The following is a 20,445-nucleotide window of genomic DNA, read 5'->3' on the forward strand; positions in this document are numbered from 1 at the left end:
GGCAAATAATTCTGATATGAGAGGTACATATAATACATATTCCCGAAAATTCAGTTTCTCTGCCCCGCAAACATTCATACCAGTCCTATTGGCCTGCATCATTTGTTGGATAGTGAGCTACTGGTATTCCGTTGGTTATCCTGTTTACGGAGAAGTTTCGGCCACCCCTCTATGGAATTTCATCTGCCAGGTATTACCGGGAAAAGAATTTACTTACATCATCGGGATGATATTGATGTTCGGCGGTGCTTTCCTTTTGCACAGAGCCAATTACGCACTTGCGCTGATACGAGAAAAGACAATATTGCCGTTTCTCTTCTATGTACTTTTTATCAGCACAAACCCGGACTTCTTCCCTTTGAAATCCACCTCTGTCGGTGTGTTCTGCCTGATATTGGCTATCTATCAATTATTCATTTCCTATCACGATCCGGAAGCAAGAAGCAAAGCCTACAATACCGCATTGCTTATCGGAATCGGAAGTCTGTTATGGATACATTTATTATGGTTCCTACCCTTATTCTGGATTGGAATGTACAGTTTTCGTTCGCTCACCCCCCGCACATTTGCAGCCTCTTTGCTGGGAGTCGGAACCATTTATTGGTTCTTGTTAGGATGGTGTGCATGGGAAGGGAATTTCGCTCCATTTACGCAATCCTTCAGTGTTTTATTCAAAATACGCCTGTTAAGTATAGGAGAGATTGTCTTGTTGGACTGGATAGGTATTTTCGCGATTGCCCTGCTTACGTTGGCGGCTTCAATCAACATTATCACCCATGACTATGAAGATACGCTGCGTTCCCGTCAATTCCTTTCTTTTCTGATTATGATGGCGGTATGGGCATTTTGTCTCTATCTATTGTATGAACAGGTATCCGAAGAATTTCTGGAAACAGCTTGCGTGCCATCGGCTATCCTGATTGCTCATTTCTTTACGGTAATGCGGGGAAAATTCATTATCGGATTGTTCTATATTACATTAGTATTACTGATAGCACTTTTATTTATTCGCCTATGGAATTTCTTATAGAATATGGGTATATCGGCGTATTCATCGCCTCTTTTCTGGCAGCTACTATTCTGCCTTTCAGCAGCGAAGTGGTTCTAACCGGAGTTTTATTGGCGGGAGCAGCCTACTGGCCTTGTATGGTTGCGGCGACTATCGGTAACTTTTTGGGCGGGATGAGTTGTTATTGGCTCGGAATGCTCGGTAAAGTAGAATGGATAGAAAAGTATTTGAAATTAGACCCAGTTAAACTCCAAAAAGTACAAAACTGGATAAAAGACAAAGGTTCGTGGATGGCCTTCTTTGTATTCTTGCCGGGTATAGGCGATTTCATCGCGGTTGCTCTCGGTTTCCTGCGTGCAAATATCTGGATTGTAGCCATCTCCATGTTCATGGGTAAAGCCATCCGCTATTGGGTATGGATGGAATTTGTCTATAAAGTACAAGAAATGATATAGACCAATTACATCAAATAAGTTCGAAACTCTATAAAATAATCCGGAATGCCCTAATAAGGCACAAAAAAACGTAAGTCTTTTTCCTAAAATACTTACATATTCAGAGAAAAACACTTACGTTTTGTACCAACTTCCTCAGTTTATACGTCACAGATACGAATACATTTTTCTAAAGAAGCGATTTTATCGGCTTGCCGCGGAACAAACTCCTGTCCTACAAAGCCCTTATAACCTGTTTCTACGATTGCCCGCATAATGGCCGGATAATACAGTTCCTGTGTTTCATCGATTTCGGCACGGCCGGGATTACCGCCTGTATGGATATGAGAGAAATATTCATGGTATTTCTGTATATGCTCGATGATATTCCCTTCCATGATTTGCATGTGATAGATATCATACAAGAGTTTAAAATTCGGAGAGCCTACACGACGGCATAATTCCGCCCCCCAAACGGTATGATCGCAAAGATAATCTTTATGACCGACACTATTAAGCAGCTCCATTGTCAGCACCACTTTATACTTCTCGGCTGTCGGCATCAAACGCTTCAAGCCTTTCGCGCAATTTTCCCACCCTTGCAGGTCGGTCACTCCGTTACGGCGTCCGGAAAAACAGATTAAATTAGTCAGTCCGGCTTCGGCTACCATCGGAATCACCTTTTCATAGCTGGCTACCAATTCATCATGCAAGTTCGGGTCGTTAAAACCCCGGTCGATACCCAACCCGGCTCCCTGTGCCATCGCTACAGTCAAGCCATGTTGTTGTACGACAGGCCAATCCTTCGGGTCAAGCAACTCAACGGATTCGATTCCTATCTTCTTGCATATTTCGCAAAATTCACCCAGTTCGTAATCGCCAAAGCACCATTTACTCACGGAATGACGGATATTACCTTTCAAAGGTTCGGGAGTTTCCACTTTTTTCTTTTTCACGGTTGTTGCTGCTTCCATACCGGATACGGCCATCGCCGCGCCACCAGCCAACACGGTTTTAAGAGCAGTTCTTCTCGAAATGTTTTTCATGTTATTCTTCTTTACTTGTTTAATAATTATTTTTCTAATACTTTATGATGGATAAGCCACTTCAATATTAGTTCTTTTACATCCTCCTTATACGTGAACCACGGCTGGGTTCCCCACCCGTGGTCGCCGTCGGGAAAGATATAAATAGAAGCCGGAATATGTTTTTTATTCAAAGCGGTATAATAAAGGATGCTGTTTTCCGGAGGGACTAATTTATCATCATCACTGAGCAATAACAAGGTTTTAGGTGTTTTATCATTCACCTGTTTGTCCAGACAATAACGTTCTACCAAAGCCTGGTCTTCGATATTTTTACCTAATAAGTTTTGTTTGGAACCGCTATGTGTTACCTTATCATCAAAACTGATTACCGGATAATACAAAATAGCGAAAGCCGGACGGTTCTCGTCGGCTGCCAACGTACTGACAGAAGCAGCCAAATGTCCTCCGGCAGAAGAACCGGCAATTCCGATACATTTAGTATCCACATTCCATTTAGCGGCATTCGCACGTATCGTCTCCATCGCTTTCTCGGCATCGCTCAACGGGATGGTATGTACTCCGTTCGGCATCCTGTATTTCAGGACAACCGACAATAAGCCGCGTGAAGAATACCAACGTGCCATATTATGACCTTCGTTGTCAATAGCCAGTCCCGCATATCCCCCGCCCGGACAAATCAAGATAGCCGGAGTCGGCTTCTCACTTTTAGCAGGATGATAAACATAAATTTCAGCTTCCGCAGCATCCGGATTATCGGGCCACAATTTGAATTGTTCTACCCGCTGGGCAAAAAGAGCGGGAGTAAGAACAACAAAAAGGAACAAAAGAATGTGTCTCATAAGGTATTAATTTATTTATTGAACGATATAAACCGACAATGAATCTTTAATTATTGCTGCTAAAGTAGCAAAAAAAATGGGTTCATTCGAGAAATCGCATACGTTTTTCCCCGAACAAACCCAATTATCACACTAATCAATCAATCCGCCCGGAAAGTGTAGTTGCCGGAACCCACTTTAAACCAAGCATATCCTTCCTTATATCCTAAGGGCTCTATACCTTTTACTTCCGATACCGGCTTACCGCTTTCCCTAATCTTCGCGGACTGAGAAGCAGGAATGCAAACGGTAGCTTTCGTATTCACCGGAACTTGCACCTGCAAGGTAAAAGTCCCATTTTCCGATTTCCAATTACTTACAATCTCTCCATTCACGGAATTATACCGGCAATTTACCCAATTCAAGTCCCCGGCTGGTTGCGGTTTAATCATGAATTCGCTAAATCCGGGAGCCGTAGCATTAATTCCGCCAAGCGACTGATACATCCATTCTCCTACACTACCGAACATCGGATGGTTATGCGAATAGACATTATCCGAATATTTCCATGTTTCCCATAATGTCGTGGCTCCCGACACAAGCATGTGTCCCCAGCCGGGGAAAGTTTTCTCCGTCACCATTTTATAGGCAATATCATTCCGGTTGTATTCGCGCAGAACATTCAATATGGCCGGCACTCCGAAAATGCCGGAAGCAATATGTCCGCCCTGTTTCTCTATCGCCCGTAATAGTCCGTCGAAAGCAGCCTCTTTTTCAGTTTCCGGAAGTAGATTATAATAAAGGGCAAATGCTTGAGCCGATTGGGTTTCATTTCCCACTTTACCATCCCTCGAATGCACAAAATTCTTGATAAAAGCATCACGGATTTCTCCGGCAAGAGTGGTGTACGTCTTTGCTTCTTCTCTTTTCCCCAACAGGGTTGCAAACTCAGACAAAAGCTGCACATGATGATAATAATGGGCGGTTGCAAACAAGGCCGGAATACGCGGTTCCAGGCTTTCATGGTCGTTAATACAAGTCTCTATCAAATTCTCTTTCGCTTGCGAACGAAGGAATTCCACTTGTTTCAACAAAGTCGGATAATAATTCCGTATTGTTCCCAAATCACCATAATATTCATATAGTTGTTTTTGCATATAAGCAAATGCCAGTTGCCAGCCAATCGGACCGGAACCTTCTCCCAGACCATTGTCGGCTATGCCGTTGTAAGGAGCAGTCTCAGTCATACCACCGGACGGACGCTGGTCGTTAGCATAATCGCGGATTGCTTTCCGGTAGAAGTTTTCCATATCGTAAAACCAGCAGAAAGTACGTGCCACTCCTACAATATCGCCTCCATAGCCGAACTTCTCACGGGCCGGACAATCAGACTGAACACTGAACACATTGCTTAGGAAAGTATAGTCCAAAACCGTATGCAACTGATTTAACATCGGCTCCGAACACTCAAAAGAACCGGTTCTCCGCAAATCGGCATTTAAACGAACCCCTTCTATATCGTCCAACGAAGGACGTCCCGGCCATCCGGTTATTTCCACATACCGGAACCCATGGAAAGTAAAACGAGGCGACCAAACTTCCACACCTTCTCCTTTCAACGTATACCGGTCTTCCTGCCAAGCTGTTTGCGGTTGTCCGGGTTGTGACCAGTCCGCATCCCATATTCTCTTCTGCTGTCCGGCAACAGAAGTCATGACATTCAGGCTTCCGTCGGAATAAATATCTTCCCCATACCGTACTTTTATGGTAGTACCTTTTGGTCCTTTCACTTTCAGACGAACCACACCGGCAAAATTCTGTCCCATATCAAAGACAAATTCACCGGGACGAACCTCTGCCATCCGAGTCGGTTTAAATACTTTTGTAGCCCGGATAGACGGTTGCATCTGAGCCGTGAGAACACCGGAGGGGGGAATATCCAACAAAACAGAGTTCTTCCAATTTCCATCATCGAAAGAGACTTTATCCCAATCTTTTATTTCATGCCGTGCATCATAATGTTCTCCCAGATACACGTTATTACGAAGTATCGGCCCTTGTGCCGTTTTCCAACTATCATCCGTAACTATATTTTCCACCGAACCATCCTTATATACAATCCGAAGCTGTGCTTTCAAACAAGGACGGCCGATAGACAGAAACTCCCGTAATGGTCTGAATATTCGCATAGGCAAAGGATTAAAGAAACCATTTCCCAACACGACACCAATTACATTCTCTCCATTTTGCAGTTGAGAAGTCACATCATGAGTCGTATATAATATCTGTTTCCCGAAATTCGTCCATCCCGGTTCCAGCAAATGGTCTCCTACTTTACTTCCATTAATAGTTGCTTCAAAATAGCCAAGGCCTACTATATAAAGACGAGCAGTCTGAACCGGTTTACGGGCAGTAAATTCCTTGCGGAACAGAGGAGCCGGATCATCGTTATAGAAATCCACTTCCTTTTCCGGAGCAACCGAGCCATCTCCTATCCATTGGGCTTTCCAATCTGCCGGTTTCAGCATGGCTGTTTCCCAATAAGCAGGTTCGCTCCAATCCGAAACATTTCCATCCTGATTATAAACACGAACTTTCCAATAGTAACGGGTAAAAGGTTTCAACTTTGCTCCGTTATACCGCACATCAACATTCTTCGAGCTTTTTATTTTACCACTTTTCCAGACCAGTTTCTTTCCGGCAAGCAAATCCTCTTCATTAGTTGCAACAACAATTTCATAAGCAGATTGAAACTGTCCCCTTTCCGATGCTGTTATTTTCCATCCCAATACCGGAGATGTCGCATCTATACCTACTGGATTCTCGACATATTCACAAGTTAAATCTGCCAGCTTTAACAACTGTGCACTTGTTGTAAGAGATATCCCTATCCAGAAAAAAACAAGAAGTAGAACTCGCTTCATAATAATTTATATTTGAGGTTATTGGGCAAAAATAGCAACTTTTAGAAAAGGCACTACTTTCAAAAATGACATCTCTCTTATCATTTTTGGAAATAATGCCTCCCCTCAAATTCCATTTTACAGGAAATAGACCGGTTAATTCTTAAAAAGCAAAACTATTTTATTATGGGCAGGTTCTATCTTGAATACGCTACTCCCCGCCTCTTTTCGTAAATCAACAAAACGACCTGTTTTGCAAGATACTTGATAATTAAAGTCCTTCTGGGAAGCAGATACTTTTTTATCCGTAATAGTCGTAAAAGGCAATGGAGCACCCGGCAAGGCTGTCAGTTCCAAATCCCAAACAAAGTCTTTCTCTTTCGAATCGCAAAGAAGTTCCATACAATCTTCCTTAAAAGTAATTTGCAAGACAGCCTTTTTACTTTCAAGTGGCCATTTAACCCGTAATTCTTGTCCTTTTTCCTCAACTGTAGGAATTCCTCCTTTTGCTTCTATCATTTCCCCAGAAGCATCTTTATAATTCAGACGCAAGCCGGCCAATTGCTCAACGGAACTCCACAGACAACCATCCACAAAAGGCAAAGTTGTATAAACACACTGATTGGATGTTCCGGCTTGCGACAAATAATCAGAAGCGTACGCCTCATCGAAAAGATGAATATCACGGAAACGGAAAGAAGAACCTTCCCATAATAAATTAGTCCGGTAGAAACGGCTATTATACCAAACCGTTTTCCGGTCATTGCCTCTATTATCCACAAGAGTCGTAACGGCTGTCGATGGAGTTACGGTGAACTGTTCCTTAAACCATTCGCCTGCTTCTGTCAAAGTCTCCACTCTTATCTTCTTTTCTTTTTGCAAAGTTTCCAATAGAGGTATCTGAATTTCCAGACCTTGTTTCATGGCGTCCCATGTAAAAGAATTCTCCTGTCCTACTTGGGTATATGCAAACGACAGACACGGTTCTTCAAACATCGACTTAAAGAACCATTCCACCCATGTACGGGAACCACCTCCTTCTTTATAAACAGGTTCCAACGATACGACAGATTGAGTAGAACCACCCAAACCGCTATCATACTGATAAATGGGATCACTTCCCAACATTCGGAAAATAGGGACCGGTATTTGGCCTTTTACCGTCTGTGCCGGCATATAAGCATTTTGTCGGCTTGGATAATAAGCCTGGTTCCAATAGCCACCCCACAAAGTATAACCGTCAGTTCCTACTTGGTCTTTACAATTACAGGATGCTACAATATGATATTTATCATACATATAACCCAACGTATGAGCATCTATAAACCAAGAACCGATAGCTGTCGGGTATTTACCGAACACGGATTTAAATTTCTCCATATATACATCTACCAGCTTCTCCCTTTCTTCCGGTGTATAACCGGTAGCGAAACCAACATCGGCATGCCAATCCCAAGGATAACGTCCTCTCCATTTCAGTCCGGCAGCTTCTACGTGCGGCTGCGTGATTTCCCACCAACCTCCGACTTCGGAACCAGGATACAATTCGTTTTTCAACAAATCCTGATATTTAGGATTTATCAATGCATCATATTGTAACAGGAAAGTTCCTTTCAACTGATGTCTATTCAATTGTTTCACTTGCTCCACAACTGTCTGGTACAATACTTCATCTGTTATCTCTTCAATACGAGGTTCAGTCTGACGGATAAAGTTAATGATATTGACAATGCGGGGAGCCGCCTCCTTTTCAGTGTTTTCTGTCTGACATGAAACAATTCCCAGACAGACAAACAGAGTTAAAACATACTTAAAAATATTCCTTCCTGATTTCATCGATATTAAGATTTAATTTTTACAAAATCATATCATTTACTTACGGCAAAAACAGAACTTACAGGCTCCAAATGTAAGCGGAAACGAGTAAATGTTTCTCCGGAAGCATTTTTTTGATATTCAGTATCCTTCCATTTCGCGATACTGCCGGTATGAGGATTCCATTTTTCCAGACATAAACGACCTCTTAAAGTAACCCAGGTATCTACAGTCTTGTCCGATGAGTTCGCAAACAGGTAAATGTCCTGTCCCTCTTTCTGTTTATGGATATAAGACAACATTCCCAACTTTTCAGAAGGAAGGTTTCTATACTCATCCACCCCTAAAAGTGGACAAGTCAAGGCATCCGGTTGATTCAAAGCCTCTACGGCATCAATCCGGACATCCGGCTCCGGCAACAATGTATCGACAGCCTTTTCTAACGCATCCTTTTCCGCAAGAGGCAAAAACATGGACTGTCCTCCTTTTCCATTGATTACAGAAATAGATTCCGCAGGCATTGGGTCTCTTGAATCGATATGGAATATTTCCTTTACCAAAGCTACGACTTCATCGTCACGTCCAAATTCTGCGGATTTGGACGGTAATAAATTGGTTGCTAAAATCTTTCCTCCTGCGTTATAAAAATCACGAATCCTTTTCAATGTCTCTACAGAAAGGATTTTCGAAGAGGGCATTATCAATAATTTATACGCCTGATGCGTCTGTTTGGTATCCAAAAAAATCTGGCCGTCCTGTATCCGGTATTTATCTTTCAATAACTCTTCCGGATGAACGAAAGTAAAGTCTTTCCGTAATTGCCCGGTCAACATATCGCTTATCCGGTTGTAATCGGTATGAGGAGGTACATCTTTTCCACAAACCGGTCGACTCGGATTTTCCTGTTCAAACCAAGCTTCCAACGCTTCTATCGGGTAAAGCAAAGCAATATCTGCAACTCGGTTCCCGTTTTCCAACAAAGAGATTGAACGTCCTACATAATCACTATATCGGTGCAAAGCCGGTCCCAGCAACTTACTGTAATGTGCTATCAGAGGTGGGATTTTTACCAGATTCGGGTCATACCACATCCCATGAGGAACCAGGAAATTTGCTCCGCGCACCATGATTTCCATTGCTCCTCGATATAGCATAAAAGAGTCCATCTCCGCTATATAGTTGCCATAAATCTCGACCGCCACATTCGGCCGGTCCATCGCTTCGGCTACCGAACTTATCAATTTAAATCCCGGACGCCCGTATGGATAACCATGAATAGCATCCATCAAAGGGACCGGAGTATGACGATAATATTTAAACGGATCACCATACATATCTACAGATGTCGGTTCATAGTTTCCGGGTGGATGTCCCATACTCAGCAAGCCATTATCGGTACTCCACTCACCTACTTTCTTCGGAAAGCCCTCTCCAACCATTTCAGCCCGCAAACCATAAAAAGCCACACGGGTCGCCTCTGTTTCCGGACCAATATTATACCACAAAGCCGGATAATACAAAACTGCTTTCTTATTATAACGTTTTTCAAAATTCCGTGTCAACGCCAAATTCCAAAAACGTGAGTTACCAAGATAACCGACATCATCAAAAAAAGTCCTTCGGATTGTCTTTCCGAAATAATCCTGAAAACGGGACTTATACTGTTCGTAGGTCATCGAAATAAACTGCTCGACAGCTTCCGAATCCATATAATCCAAACGCGCATCCACATTATACTCCAGATAAAATGACATGACTTTCCATTTTCCGGCTGGTGCATCCCATTTCAATACATCATCCGACACATTATCTGTCAGGTCTACACGTTCCAATGTTTCCATATTCATAGCCATCGCTCCCATAAAAGCATCCTTCACCTGAACTTTCTCAATGATTTTTCTCGGACCGACAATATCCGCTTCCTGTTTGGATAAACGCTTTTGCGTATACTGTGGATATTCTTTCGTCATTTTTCCACCCATCACTCCGCTGGGGAAATCCACATCGTCATATAAGATGACCTCTGTTCCCAATTGATGCGAACATTCCAGAATATCCCGGTATCTGTCGAAATAACCATCTGATAAGTATGCCGGAGTCGTACCCGGACAAACACCATTTCCTCCCCACATCGTAGCCGGAGTCAACGGCAAAACAGATACACCTCCGAAACCATCCTTTTTACAGGCATCCGTTAGCTGTTCGTAAATACCTTCTTTTGTCAACTCTCCATTTATATGCCAAAAAGGCTGTGGCCGGTATTTGTTAGGAGGACTGATAAAATTTGCTTTCATCTCTTTCCTGCTTTTAACAGCAGAATCATTACAGCCCACATGCCCCAAGAACAGCACACACACGCCCAACACAATTCCCAGTTTTTTCATATCATTCATACATTAAGCAATAGGAAACATTTGAGATTCAAAGTTATCAAAATATTTCTTCCTCACAGATGTTTCCTCTCTAATTTTTAGTTTCTATGCTCAAAAACAAGCGAATCTGCCCTTTTTCCCAATTTCTCTCAATTTTCCAAGAAAAATAGAGACAAAAAACAATCGAATGTCGTAAATTTGTCATTGAACAAAGAGACTAAACATCTCTCGTTTTTTCTCATTTTCCTCCCGATAAAAATTCTTTCAACAATTGTATATTTTGCTTTCAACATATATGGAAAGAAAAAAAGATAATTATGCTTTTTACTTTCAACATATATGGAAAGTATATTTGCTTGAGACAAAATGGAACAAAGGATAGAAGAAAACTCTCCATACCACCCATCCTTTCTTTATCTGTAAGTAATCCTTTTTTAGATGGTTCATTAACGCTGACAAAAAAACTCCGTAATCTTTCTTTCCCATCATGTATCAATACCAATTGTTCAAATGTCAAACTCCTACGTCTGTTACAAAAGCAAAAGCAACGTGATTGTAATACTTTTGTTTCAAGACATTAACATCTCTGTTATTTTTTAGAAATATAGCACTTCTACTTTTGTGGCAAAAAGCAAAGACAGTGTAGATATGAGAAAAGGATTATTTTTACTGCTATTATTGTTAAGCGTAACTGGAATAGAAGCAAAAGTAGTAAAAGGCAAAGTAAAAGACCGCCAATCGGGTGAAGAAATTATTGGAGCCACTATCGTCGTCAAAGAAGACCCATCCAAAGGAACTGTTTCCGGCTTAGATGGAAGTTTTACTCTTACACTAAAAGATAATGCAGGTACATTAATATGCTCGTATATTGGTTACAAAAATGCAGAATACAAACTGAGTGGAAAGGAACACGATCACGACATTGAAATCATATTGGATAGTGTTATCGAAGAATTAAATGAAATCGTTGTGACAGGTATCAACCACGGACGAACGGAAAACGCAGCACGAGATATTGAAAAACGTGCCATGAACGTGGTAAATGTGATGAGCGCAAAAGCTATTGAACTATCTCCCGATTTAACCGTTGCCAATGTCATCCAGCGCATGTCGGGAGTGACAGTAGAACGCAGCAGCACCGGAGAAGGACAATATGCCATTCTTCGCGGAATGGATAAACGATATAATTATACATTGGTTAACGGTGTTAAAATTCCTAGTCCTGACAATAAAAACCGCTTTGTTCCTCTGGATATTTTTCCTTCGGAACTGTTAGACCGGTTGGAAGTAACAAAATCACTCACAGCCAATATGGAAGGTGACGGAATCGGTGGAGCAGTCAATCTAATTATGAAAGATGCTCCCAATGAACGGAAATTCTCTATCAATTTATCTACCGGATATAACTCACTTTTTTTTGACCGAGATTTCCTCTCATTCAATCACTCAGCAATCACAAAAAAATCTCCGAACGAGATTCATGGAACGGATTATGCCGTCACAATGGATGACTTTACATCTGCCAACTTGCACATGAAGTCTAAAACAGCACTACCCGATTTAGTTGCCGGCATTTCTTATGGAGACCGTTTCTTCTACGATAAATTAGGAATAATTCTTGCTGGCAATTTCCAAAATAATAAACGAGGAAAAGAAAGTGATATTTACTATCAACCTGGAAGCAACTATACCGGAATCACAGACCGTTTCTTCTCCGAAGTGCAAACACGGCTCGGAGCACATGCTAAATTCGATTATCACATCAACAGCCGGAATAAGCTGATGTGGTACAATGGATACATCAATATGAGAAGTTCACAAATCCGTGATGCTGTTAACCCTGAATGGGAAACAATCCGCATGCGTTATAATAGACAATACATTGTCAGTTCCACTTTGAAAGGAGAACATAGCCTACTAAGAAGCAATGCTCTAAAACTGAACTGGTCTGCCATACTGTCCAAAGCATATAACGAAACACCGGATAATGCGGAAATTGAACTAACCACTGCTCAAAGCGGGTTACAGACAGTTGCTATCAATCATGGTGCTACCCGACGTTGGGAACATAACTCCGACCGTGATAAAGCAGGATACCTTGACTTGTCTTATCACTGGAACTTGTGCAACCATTCCTCGCTCGATATTTCCACTGGTGGTATGTACAGAAACAAGAAACGGGACAGTTACTTCAATTCTTATACATTCAAACCTATTGCCGACCAGCGAACACAAGTCAGAGGAGAGGATTGGACGAATTTTGACGAGATTAAGTTTGAAGTTAAAAGATTCGGTAATCTAAGCGACCCGCTAAACTATGATGCGACAGAAAAGATTGGTGCCGGATACGGAATGGCCAAATATACATACGGAAAATTAGAACTTATAACCGGAGTACGTGTAGAACATACCAATCAAGGATATGAACTTAAATTCACAACCGAAGGAGCACGTAACATCGGAAATCAAAAATACGTAGACGTATTACCTGATTTTCACCTGAAATATACGGTTCACAAGAATGCCAATCTGCGATTCTCATACGCAAGAGCCATTAACCGCCCTAGTTTCTTTGAAATCGTACCATACAATATCATTAATGAAGAATATAAAGAAAAGGGTAATCCGGATTTACAACGTACTATTTCCGACAATATTGACTTACGCTACGAATACTTTCCTCGTTCATCAGAGCAGTTTATGATTGGAGCTTTTTACAAGCGAATCCAAGACCCCATCGAATACGGGCTGAAAATCAGCGGACAAGATGTGTACTATATGCCGGATAACTTCGGAACTGCACACAACTCAGGAGTCGAAGTAGACGTGATGAAGTATTTCAATTGGATAGGTATCAAGGCAAATTACACTTATACCCATTCCAGAATCAAAACTCCTAAAACACTGTTAATCCCTAATCCAGACCCGAATGCGGAAACAAATACAGTAACGACAACTGTTGAACAGAAACGTCCATTATTCGGACAAGCGGCACATGTAGCCAATTTTTCCTTATTATTTAAAGAAACAAAACATGGTTGGGACGGGCAGATTGCATTCGGATATACCGGTAAAAGAATGGTTAGTATATCCCGCTATTATAATAATGATATTTGGGAAGACGGTTATGTCAAATTAGATACTTCCATTGAGAAATCGTTCAAATGTGGCCTCTGCCTATTTGCCAAAGCATCCAATTTACTAAATACCCCGCTGATACGCTATACACCATGCAACCAGCAAAATGAAACTCTTTCGAAAGAAATCGAACGCCACAAAAGCGGAGTCACCGAGCGCAAGGAGCATTACGGACAATCCATATTGGTGGGAGTGAGATTTAAACTTTAATAGAAAAGAAACATTTTTACAATATAATATCATAAAGAATATGAAAATTAAAAGTTTTTTAATGAGTGTTTTTACGCTGTCCATGATGTTAACAGCGTGTAGTGACGACGACAACATCAACATTGATGGAGGAGATACAGGAGAAGAAGAAACTGTAACAGGTGAAGTTTCAGGTATATGGGAGAGAAATTCAACCATCAATGTTGACGGACACCTCACCATTCCTCAAGGAAAGAGCTTAACCATCGAAGAAGGTGTAAAAATTATAGTTAACACAGACGGGGTAGGAGTCAATCATACCCCTATCGAAATTATTGTAGACGGAAGCTTATATTGCAAAGGGACAGAGGAGAATCCAATACTATTTAGCATCCCTGAAGCAGAACGTACTAGTACAAATACTTTTAAGGGACTTTGGGGAGGCATCGTTGCGACCAACAATTGCCCGGAAATGTTAATTAATCATACAGTTATCGAATATACCGGAGGAGAGGTACTTACAGACTCTCCATCTGCACTAAAAGAAATATATACTCCTGGAGATGATAATGTTCCGCAAATCACAACAAACAACGTGAACGGACAATACGTCATCATAAACTCTACTCTCAGAAACGGAGTATCTGATGCCATCTACATGATGGGAGGAAAAGGCATCATCGCCAATAATTTGTTTGTGGCAAACGGAGAAACAGGAGGAGAAGCTATTAACGTCAAAGCCGGTTGCAAAGTAGAAGCTGCCTTTAACGTGATATATAGTCCGAACACCAACGGTTTGAAACTCTCCAGTTCAGGACAGAACGATGAGGCCGGACGTTATCAGGCATTAATCAATGCTTACAACAATACAATTATTAATGCCGGATGGAGACGCGATGGTACTAAAGGAGGCTCCGCTTACATTGAAAAAAATGCGTTAGTCAATGTTTTTAATAATTTAATGGTTAACTGTAAATTCAAAGCAATGGTGCCCAGTTGGGGAACTCCAGCACCGGATGCTGGCTGTGACAATAATTCTATTATTAATTACAACTACTATGCTTCCGGCTCTCAACAAAGCTCTTTGACACAAGATATCGAAAACGGTACTATCACCGCTTATGCCGGCTATACATTAAAAAATAAAAATTACAATGATGCTATTGATCAGAACAGCATCATTAGTGCTTTCGCTGGAGATGACGCTACCAATCCAAAATTCATAAACTTCCCCTATAATACCAATGAGCTAAACAGTTACACGTATGACAACTCATGGAATTTTCATGTAACTGCAGATAGTCCGGTATTAAGCGGAGCATGCAGTGACTTTAGCGGAAAAACATTCTTCAATACCAATGGACTTACCATAAACGGGCAATCATATACAACCCCAACACCACAAGCACGTTTTGGAGCATATGGAACAAATTAAAATAATATTTGTACAATATGAGATTTAAAAGCTTATTTCTATTTATATTTATTACAGTCAGCACGGCTATTCAAGCCCAGCTGACTGATTACGCTATATTTGACAAAAAGTTTAATTTCTATATTGCTAATGACTTGGGGCGTAACGGTTATTACGACCAAAAGAATATAGCCGAACTTATGGGAACAATGGCAGAAGAAATCGGTCCCGAGTTTATTCTTGCCACAGGAGACGTTCATCATTTCGAAGGTGTCCAAAGTGTAAACGATCCTTTATGGATGACAAACTACGAACTTATTTACACACATCCAGAACTTATGATTGACTGGTTTCCTGTTTTGGGAAATCACGAATATCGTGGAAATACTCAAGCAGTATTAGATTATACGAATATAAGTCGCCGCTGGTCTATGCCCGAGCGTTATTATACCAAAGTATTTGAAGAAAAAGGTATCACTATTCGCATTATCTGGATAGATACAACTCCTCTGATTGACAAATATCGTACTGAAAACGATAAATACCCCGATGCTTGTAAACAAGATATCAATAAACAATTATCATGGTTAGAATCTGTTTTATCCGATGCAAAAGAAAATTGGATTATCGTAGCCGGTCATCACCCTATCCACGCATACACATCAAAAGAAGAGAGTGAACGTCTCAACATGCAAAAACGTGTAGATTCTATTTTACAAAAATATAAAGTAGATATGTATATCTGTGGTCATATCCATAACTTCCAGCATATCCGTATTCCGGGAAATAACATAGACTACATTGTCAATTCTTCCGCTTCACTGGCACGTGAAGTAAAGCCCATTGAAGGAACAAAGTTTTGTAGTTCTGAACCGGGATTCTCAGTTTGTTCCATTGATAAAAAAGAACTGATTCTACGCATGATAGACAAAACAGGGAAAATACTTCATACCATAACCCGAAAGAAGTAGAGTTTCTCTTATCAACAAAAATAAATTCTACTCTCTATAAATATAGACAATGCGAGGTGTCTCTTTTATCACAAAAGGGGCACCTTTCTTTTATCACAAAATCTTATCAGATATACTTATAAGAATATTTTCACCTTGTTGAACAAATATGGTCAATTTTCAGTAGCTATGCTCTTCTATTCTGTCTTTCAAAATATATTTCTTTTGTCATTTGTTAAATTCTTAGGAGAAAACACCTGACAAACAATAAAGTTGCGTAACTTTGTCTTAATAAGCATTGTATCAAACAGAAACTATTCATGAAAAAAAAACTAGTTGCATTCATAATCACTCTTTTTTTCGTGTCGGGAGGGGTTGATGCCCAACAAGCCTATTTTATCGATGGATACCATGGAGGTATTTACGGACATTACCCGGTAGGACAGACATCCTTTATAGCTTTGAAACTACGTCAAAATCCGGACTGGCGTGTGAACATCGAGATTGAGCCTGAGTCGTGGAATGTTGTAAAGCTACGTGACCCGGAAGGATATGCCGCCTTTAAACGATTATTTAAAGATCAGTCAGTAGAAACGGGACGGATTGAATACATTAATCCGACTTATGCGCAAAGTTATTTTTTCGGAACTTCAGGCGAAAGCGCTATCCGGCAGTTTGAATACGGGATGCGTCTGATACGGAAACATTTTCCGGAGGCTGTCTTTTCCACTTATTCGGCAGAAGAACCTTGCTTTACAAGTTGTTTGCCTACCATTTTGAAATCTTTTGGTTTCTCGTATGCTTCAACCAAAAACCCGAACACAATGTGGGGAGGATACGTAAATGCTTATGGAGGAGAATTAGTAAATTGGATGGGACCGGACGGTACAAAGCTACTTACTGTGCCACGATATGCTTGTGAGGATTTGTCGCCCAATTCTACCTGGACATCCATCGCAAGCTACAATTCAAAAGAATATATACACAAATGCTTGGAGGCAGGTATAAAAAATCCGGTAGGTATGTGCATTCAAGATGCCGCCTGGAGTCACGGTTGGGATAAAGGCCCTTGGTTAGGACAAGACACTTCCGGTTATTATACACCTACCGCTTATAAAACTTGGCGTGATTATATTCAGAATAGTTCTGTTGCAACAACACAAGATGACTGGCATGCTACACAGGAGGATATATTGCCCGGATTAATGTGGGGGACACAGGTCATGCAACGCTTGTCTACTGAAGTACGTGCCTCAGAAAATGCAATCGTGCAAGCTGAGAAAATGGCCGTTTATGCTCGTTTGTATAAGGGAATGGACTGGCCTGCCAGTGTGATTGACGAAGGATGGAGGACACTTTTATTATCACAACACCACGATTGTTGGATAGTTCCCTACAACAACTTAATGGAGGGAAAAAACTGGGCTGAGACCGTTACTGACTGGACAACGGCGACAAACCTAAACAGTCAAAAAGTTATTCATCACGCACTCGATTTATTGACAGAAAAAGGGCAATCAACCGTACGTATCTATAATACATTAGCCATAGACCGCGATGAGCTTGTATCCGTAGAGGTTCCGGAGGCCTGGACAAACTCTGAATGGATGGTTGCAGACAGAAAAGGGAAAACGTATCCTACACAATTAGTTTCGGAAAAGGGAAATACCCGAATGTTTTTCCGGGCAAAAGTTCCTTCAACCGGCCATGCATCCTACACTCTTCACAAAGCGGATAAAACAAAAAAAAATGGACCCGAAATCATAAAAAACACAGACGGAACCTATAAGTTGGAAAGCGACTTATACACATTAATCCTTGATCCTGTTCAAGGGGGAATCATACGTAGCCTCAAAGCAAAAAAAGCACGAGGATATGAATTTGTAGATCAAACGGAAGAACGTAACTTTAATGAGATACGCGGTTATTTCGTAGACGAAGGAAGATTTATATCAAGTACGGAACAACCTGCAAAAATACGAATAGTCGAACAAGGTCCGTTATTTGTAAAAATTGCGATAGAAGGAAAAATCGGTAAACATCCGTTTACACAAACAATCTGCCTGGCGCAGGGTGAGCCCCGCATAGATATGTATGTAAAACTGGATTGGATAGGTAATCCGCATATAGGTGAACCGGGAATTCCGTTCGATGCGAAAAATCCCCGCAAAGCTTTTTATGATGACCGCTATAAGCTACTGGTACATTTTCCTTCCAATATATCGAAACAACAAATTTATAAAAATGCACCTTTTGATGTTTGCGAAAGTCGTCTGGAAAACACATTCTTTAACCGTTGGGACAGTATCAAACACAATATTATCTTGAACTGGGTTGACTTGGCTAGCAAAGACAAGCCGTACGGTTTAGCTCTTTTCACAAACCATACCACCAGTTATGCACATGGACAAGATTTTCCTCTTTCCCTGAATCTCCAATATGCAGGAAAAGGACTTTGGGGAAGAGACTATAATATAACACGTCCTACAGAGATAACATACGCAATCATGCCTCATTCCGGCACATGGGAAAAGAACCATATATGGACATGGAGCGAGCGACGTAATGAACCTCTATTGGCAACCCTTACAGATGATTCTTCTTTAAATACAGGCTCTTTCTTTCACATAGAGAACAACGCCTATGAGCTGGTTTCCATGACTTACAAAGAAGATGGTTTGTATATTCGTTTATTCAATGCACAAGATAGCCAAGCACCTAAAACACTTACTTTCTCGACGGAAAACATGAAAGCCTGCTTGGTGGAACTGGATGGACGTCTGATTGAAAATTTACCTGTGTCGGCAAAAAATAATACATCTTCCATAAAGATTTCTATACCCCGATACGGAATAAGGACTTTAAAAATAAGAGACATTTCCCTTTCCCGGTAATTACAACAAAATACGTTATCATAAAAGTAAAGTGTCGCTAAAAAGAGGTTATTTAGGATTTCTCCTAAATAATCTCTTTTTTCAATTTCAACGTATCACCTGTATCTTCCAATTCATAAATATGCGCTCTTTCTGAGCCGGATGGAGAATTAGGACCATGGAAAGTAATAAACAACCGTCCATCAAAAGACTTAAATATCATACCATGTCCCCCATTCTGGTTAAACAAGGGAGTCGGTTGCTGTTTCCAAGGCCCCGCAATTCTACCTGTTACCGATTCTGCAATGCCAATCGCATAATCATCCTCCATAAAACTGGACCAAATCATTAATAATTTGCCTGTTTTGGTTCGGTAAAGAAAACAACCGTCCGTTACATAGGAGGTCGGCAGCGGTGCTTTATGGACAGAACCTGTAGACCAGTCGGCAGCAGACGCATTAAACAAAGTTAGAGAGTTACCTTCCGGAGCAGACAAATCGGAAGCCAACTTCACCAGTTCCATCGTTCCATCGGCAACCTGTACCCATTCGTGGCAATAAACCATATATGGTATGCCATTTTCTACATATAGTGTCCCATCAAGAGCCATACGGTCCATAGGGGTATGAGGAACTAAACCGAACGGCAAAAACGGTCCTTCCGGCGAATCAGAATGAAATATCTGTGTACCACGGAACGTATAATCCGGCCATCCGGCCTGACTTTTCTTCCACTGAATATCACTGTTTAAAGTAGCAAACAGATAATATTTCCCATTATAAGCATGTACTTCAGGTGCCCAAACACTTCCGGTAATCCAATTGTTTTCGGGAACTGTAAATACGCGATATGGCCCTTCCCAACTCTTTAAATCCTTACTTTTAAAAACCTCGACTCCACCGACAGACTCCCCTTTTTGATTTTTAGAGCCTGCCGAACGATACATATAATAAGTATTTGTTTTCGTATCCGTCAGAATATAAGGATCACGAATATAGATATCGGCTATATTCTGTACAGTAACAGGAGTTTGCCCCTTTAGCGGTTGGAAACCCGGAAGTCCTAACAAAATCATTAGTACAAATGTGTAGAGTGTCATTTTCATAATTCAATTTATATCTGTCATTTACTGTTATTATCGAATAGCCACAAGCTCTTTTCTGATATCAGCCACTAAGATACAAAATCGCTTAAAATAAAAAACAATTATTTCTTTTACTATTTACATTATCATTGGTTGACTTTATAGAATCCATCCATTCCTTCAGTATTTACGGTCCAAATAATAAAGAATTTGAATGCTGTTAGTTTTTATTAGATGCTTTACAACATAAATTAGCATTTTAACTATTGACAAACCGGGGAGAGGTCGTATCTTTGCATCGTGGTTTTTTCATAATAGTATTAGATTTAAGGTTAACAAAGTTTGGTTAGGGGTTGTCGTGAGACAGCCTTTAATTGTTTATAGGGGTTTTGAAATT

General features: G+C 40.9%; 12 protein-coding genes. 6 read left to right on the forward strand and 6 right to left on the reverse strand.

What is annotated here, in order from left to right; all coding sequences use genetic code 11:
* Window positions 1-16: 16 nt before the first annotated feature.
* Entirely contained in the window at window positions 17-1,030 is a 1,014-nt protein-coding gene (locus DW103_RS09080; RefSeq protein ID WP_122275310.1) for a hypothetical protein, read from the forward strand.
* Window positions 1,015-1,464: a YqaA family protein gene (locus DW103_RS09085; protein WP_122275312.1), complete on the forward strand. Its 450-nt coding sequence runs from the start codon at window positions 1,015-1,017 to the stop codon at window positions 1,462-1,464. Before DW103_RS09080 ends, DW103_RS09085 begins: the two co-directional genes overlap by 16 nt.
* Window positions 1,465-1,604: 140 nt before the next feature.
* Here the strand turns inward: DW103_RS09085 and DW103_RS09090 are convergent, their stop codons facing one another.
* From DW103_RS09090 to DW103_RS09110, 5 genes are all read right to left on the reverse strand, one after another.
* A complete protein-coding gene (locus DW103_RS09090) occupies window positions 1,605-2,489 on the reverse strand; it encodes a TIM barrel protein (RefSeq protein WP_122275314.1) in 885 nt (294 codons plus the stop codon).
* 26 nt (window positions 2,490-2,515) lie between these two features.
* Window positions 2,516-3,331 (reverse strand): alpha/beta hydrolase, encoded by an 816-nt coding sequence (locus tag DW103_RS09095; protein WP_122275316.1) that lies wholly within the window; start codon window positions 3,329-3,331, stop codon window positions 2,516-2,518.
* A 140-nt stretch (window positions 3,332-3,471) separates the two neighbouring features.
* Window positions 3,472-6,234 carry a family 78 glycoside hydrolase catalytic domain gene (locus DW103_RS09100; protein ID WP_122275318.1) on the reverse strand — a complete coding sequence of 921 codons (2,763 nt, stop codon included), beginning with the start codon at window positions 6,232-6,234 and terminating at the stop codon, window positions 3,472-3,474.
* Between the two features lie 135 nt (window positions 6,235-6,369).
* Window positions 6,370-8,049 carry a hypothetical protein gene (locus DW103_RS09105; protein ID WP_122275320.1) on the reverse strand — a complete coding sequence of 560 codons (1,680 nt, stop codon included), beginning with the start codon at window positions 8,047-8,049 and terminating at the stop codon, window positions 6,370-6,372.
* A gap of 32 nt (window positions 8,050-8,081) precedes the next feature.
* The gene (locus DW103_RS09110; RefSeq protein ID WP_122275383.1) at window positions 8,082-10,412 is read right to left on the reverse strand and encodes a glycosyl hydrolase; all 2,331 of its coding nucleotides are present in this window, start codon (window positions 10,410-10,412) and stop codon (window positions 8,082-8,084) included.
* Between the two features lie 636 nt (window positions 10,413-11,048).
* Between DW103_RS09110 and DW103_RS09115 the strand changes: the two genes are divergently transcribed.
* From DW103_RS09115 to DW103_RS09130, 4 genes are all read left to right on the forward strand, one after another.
* Entirely contained in the window at window positions 11,049-13,748 is a 2,700-nt protein-coding gene (locus tag DW103_RS09115) for a TonB-dependent receptor domain-containing protein (protein ID WP_122275322.1), read from the forward strand.
* Between the two features lie 40 nt (window positions 13,749-13,788).
* Entirely contained in the window at window positions 13,789-15,162 is a 1,374-nt protein-coding gene (locus DW103_RS09120) for a hypothetical protein (RefSeq protein ID WP_122275324.1), read from the forward strand.
* 17 nt (window positions 15,163-15,179) lie between these two features.
* Complete coding sequence (locus DW103_RS09125) at window positions 15,180-16,112, forward strand: metallophosphoesterase (RefSeq protein WP_122275326.1); 933 nt, start codon at window positions 15,180-15,182, stop codon at window positions 16,110-16,112.
* A gap of 299 nt (window positions 16,113-16,411) precedes the next feature.
* The gene (locus tag DW103_RS09130) at window positions 16,412-18,985 is read left to right on the forward strand and encodes a glycoside hydrolase family 38 C-terminal domain-containing protein (RefSeq protein WP_122275328.1); all 2,574 of its coding nucleotides are present in this window, start codon (window positions 16,412-16,414) and stop codon (window positions 18,983-18,985) included.
* Between the two features lie 64 nt (window positions 18,986-19,049).
* On the opposite strand, the gene DW103_RS09135 is transcribed toward DW103_RS09130, so the two are convergent.
* Complete coding sequence (locus tag DW103_RS09135; RefSeq protein WP_122275330.1) at window positions 19,050-20,069, reverse strand: glycoside hydrolase family 43 protein; 1,020 nt, start codon at window positions 20,067-20,069, stop codon at window positions 19,050-19,052.
* Window positions 20,070-20,445: the final 376 nt, after the last annotated feature.

The sequence above is a fragment of the Parabacteroides sp. AM08-6 genome, assembly GCF_003473295.1.
Taxonomy (GTDB): domain Bacteria; phylum Bacteroidota; class Bacteroidia; order Bacteroidales; family Tannerellaceae; genus Parabacteroides.

Excerpts from the sequence above, each read along its gene's own strand:
- DW103_RS09080 (WP_122275310.1), top strand. The coding sequence starts at position 17 with ATGAGAGGTACATATAATACATATTCCCGAAAATTCAGTTTCTCTGCC.
- DW103_RS09085 (WP_122275312.1), top strand. The coding sequence starts at position 1,015 with ATGGAATTTCTTATAGAATATGGGTATATCGGCGTATTCATCGCCTCT.
- DW103_RS09090 (WP_122275314.1), bottom strand. The coding sequence starts at position 2,489 with ATGAAAAACATTTCGAGAAGAACTGCTCTTAAAACCGTGTTGGCTGGT.
- DW103_RS09095 (WP_122275316.1), bottom strand. The coding sequence starts at position 3,331 with ATGAGACACATTCTTTTGTTCCTTTTTGTTGTTCTTACTCCCGCTCTT.
- DW103_RS09100 (WP_122275318.1), bottom strand. The coding sequence starts at position 6,234 with ATGAAGCGAGTTCTACTTCTTGTTTTTTTCTGGATAGGGATATCTCTT.
- DW103_RS09105 (WP_122275320.1), bottom strand. The coding sequence starts at position 8,049 with ATGAAATCAGGAAGGAATATTTTTAAGTATGTTTTAACTCTGTTTGTC.
- DW103_RS09110 (WP_122275383.1), bottom strand. The coding sequence starts at position 10,412 with ATGAAAAAACTGGGAATTGTGTTGGGCGTGTGTGTGCTGTTCTTGGGG.
- DW103_RS09115 (WP_122275322.1), top strand. The coding sequence starts at position 11,049 with ATGAGAAAAGGATTATTTTTACTGCTATTATTGTTAAGCGTAACTGGA.
- DW103_RS09120 (WP_122275324.1), top strand. The coding sequence starts at position 13,789 with ATGAAAATTAAAAGTTTTTTAATGAGTGTTTTTACGCTGTCCATGATG.
- DW103_RS09125 (WP_122275326.1), top strand. The coding sequence starts at position 15,180 with ATGAGATTTAAAAGCTTATTTCTATTTATATTTATTACAGTCAGCACG.
- DW103_RS09130 (WP_122275328.1), top strand. The coding sequence starts at position 16,412 with ATGAAAAAAAAACTAGTTGCATTCATAATCACTCTTTTTTTCGTGTCG.
- DW103_RS09135 (WP_122275330.1), bottom strand. The coding sequence starts at position 20,069 with ATGAAAATGACACTCTACACATTTGTACTAATGATTTTGTTAGGACTT.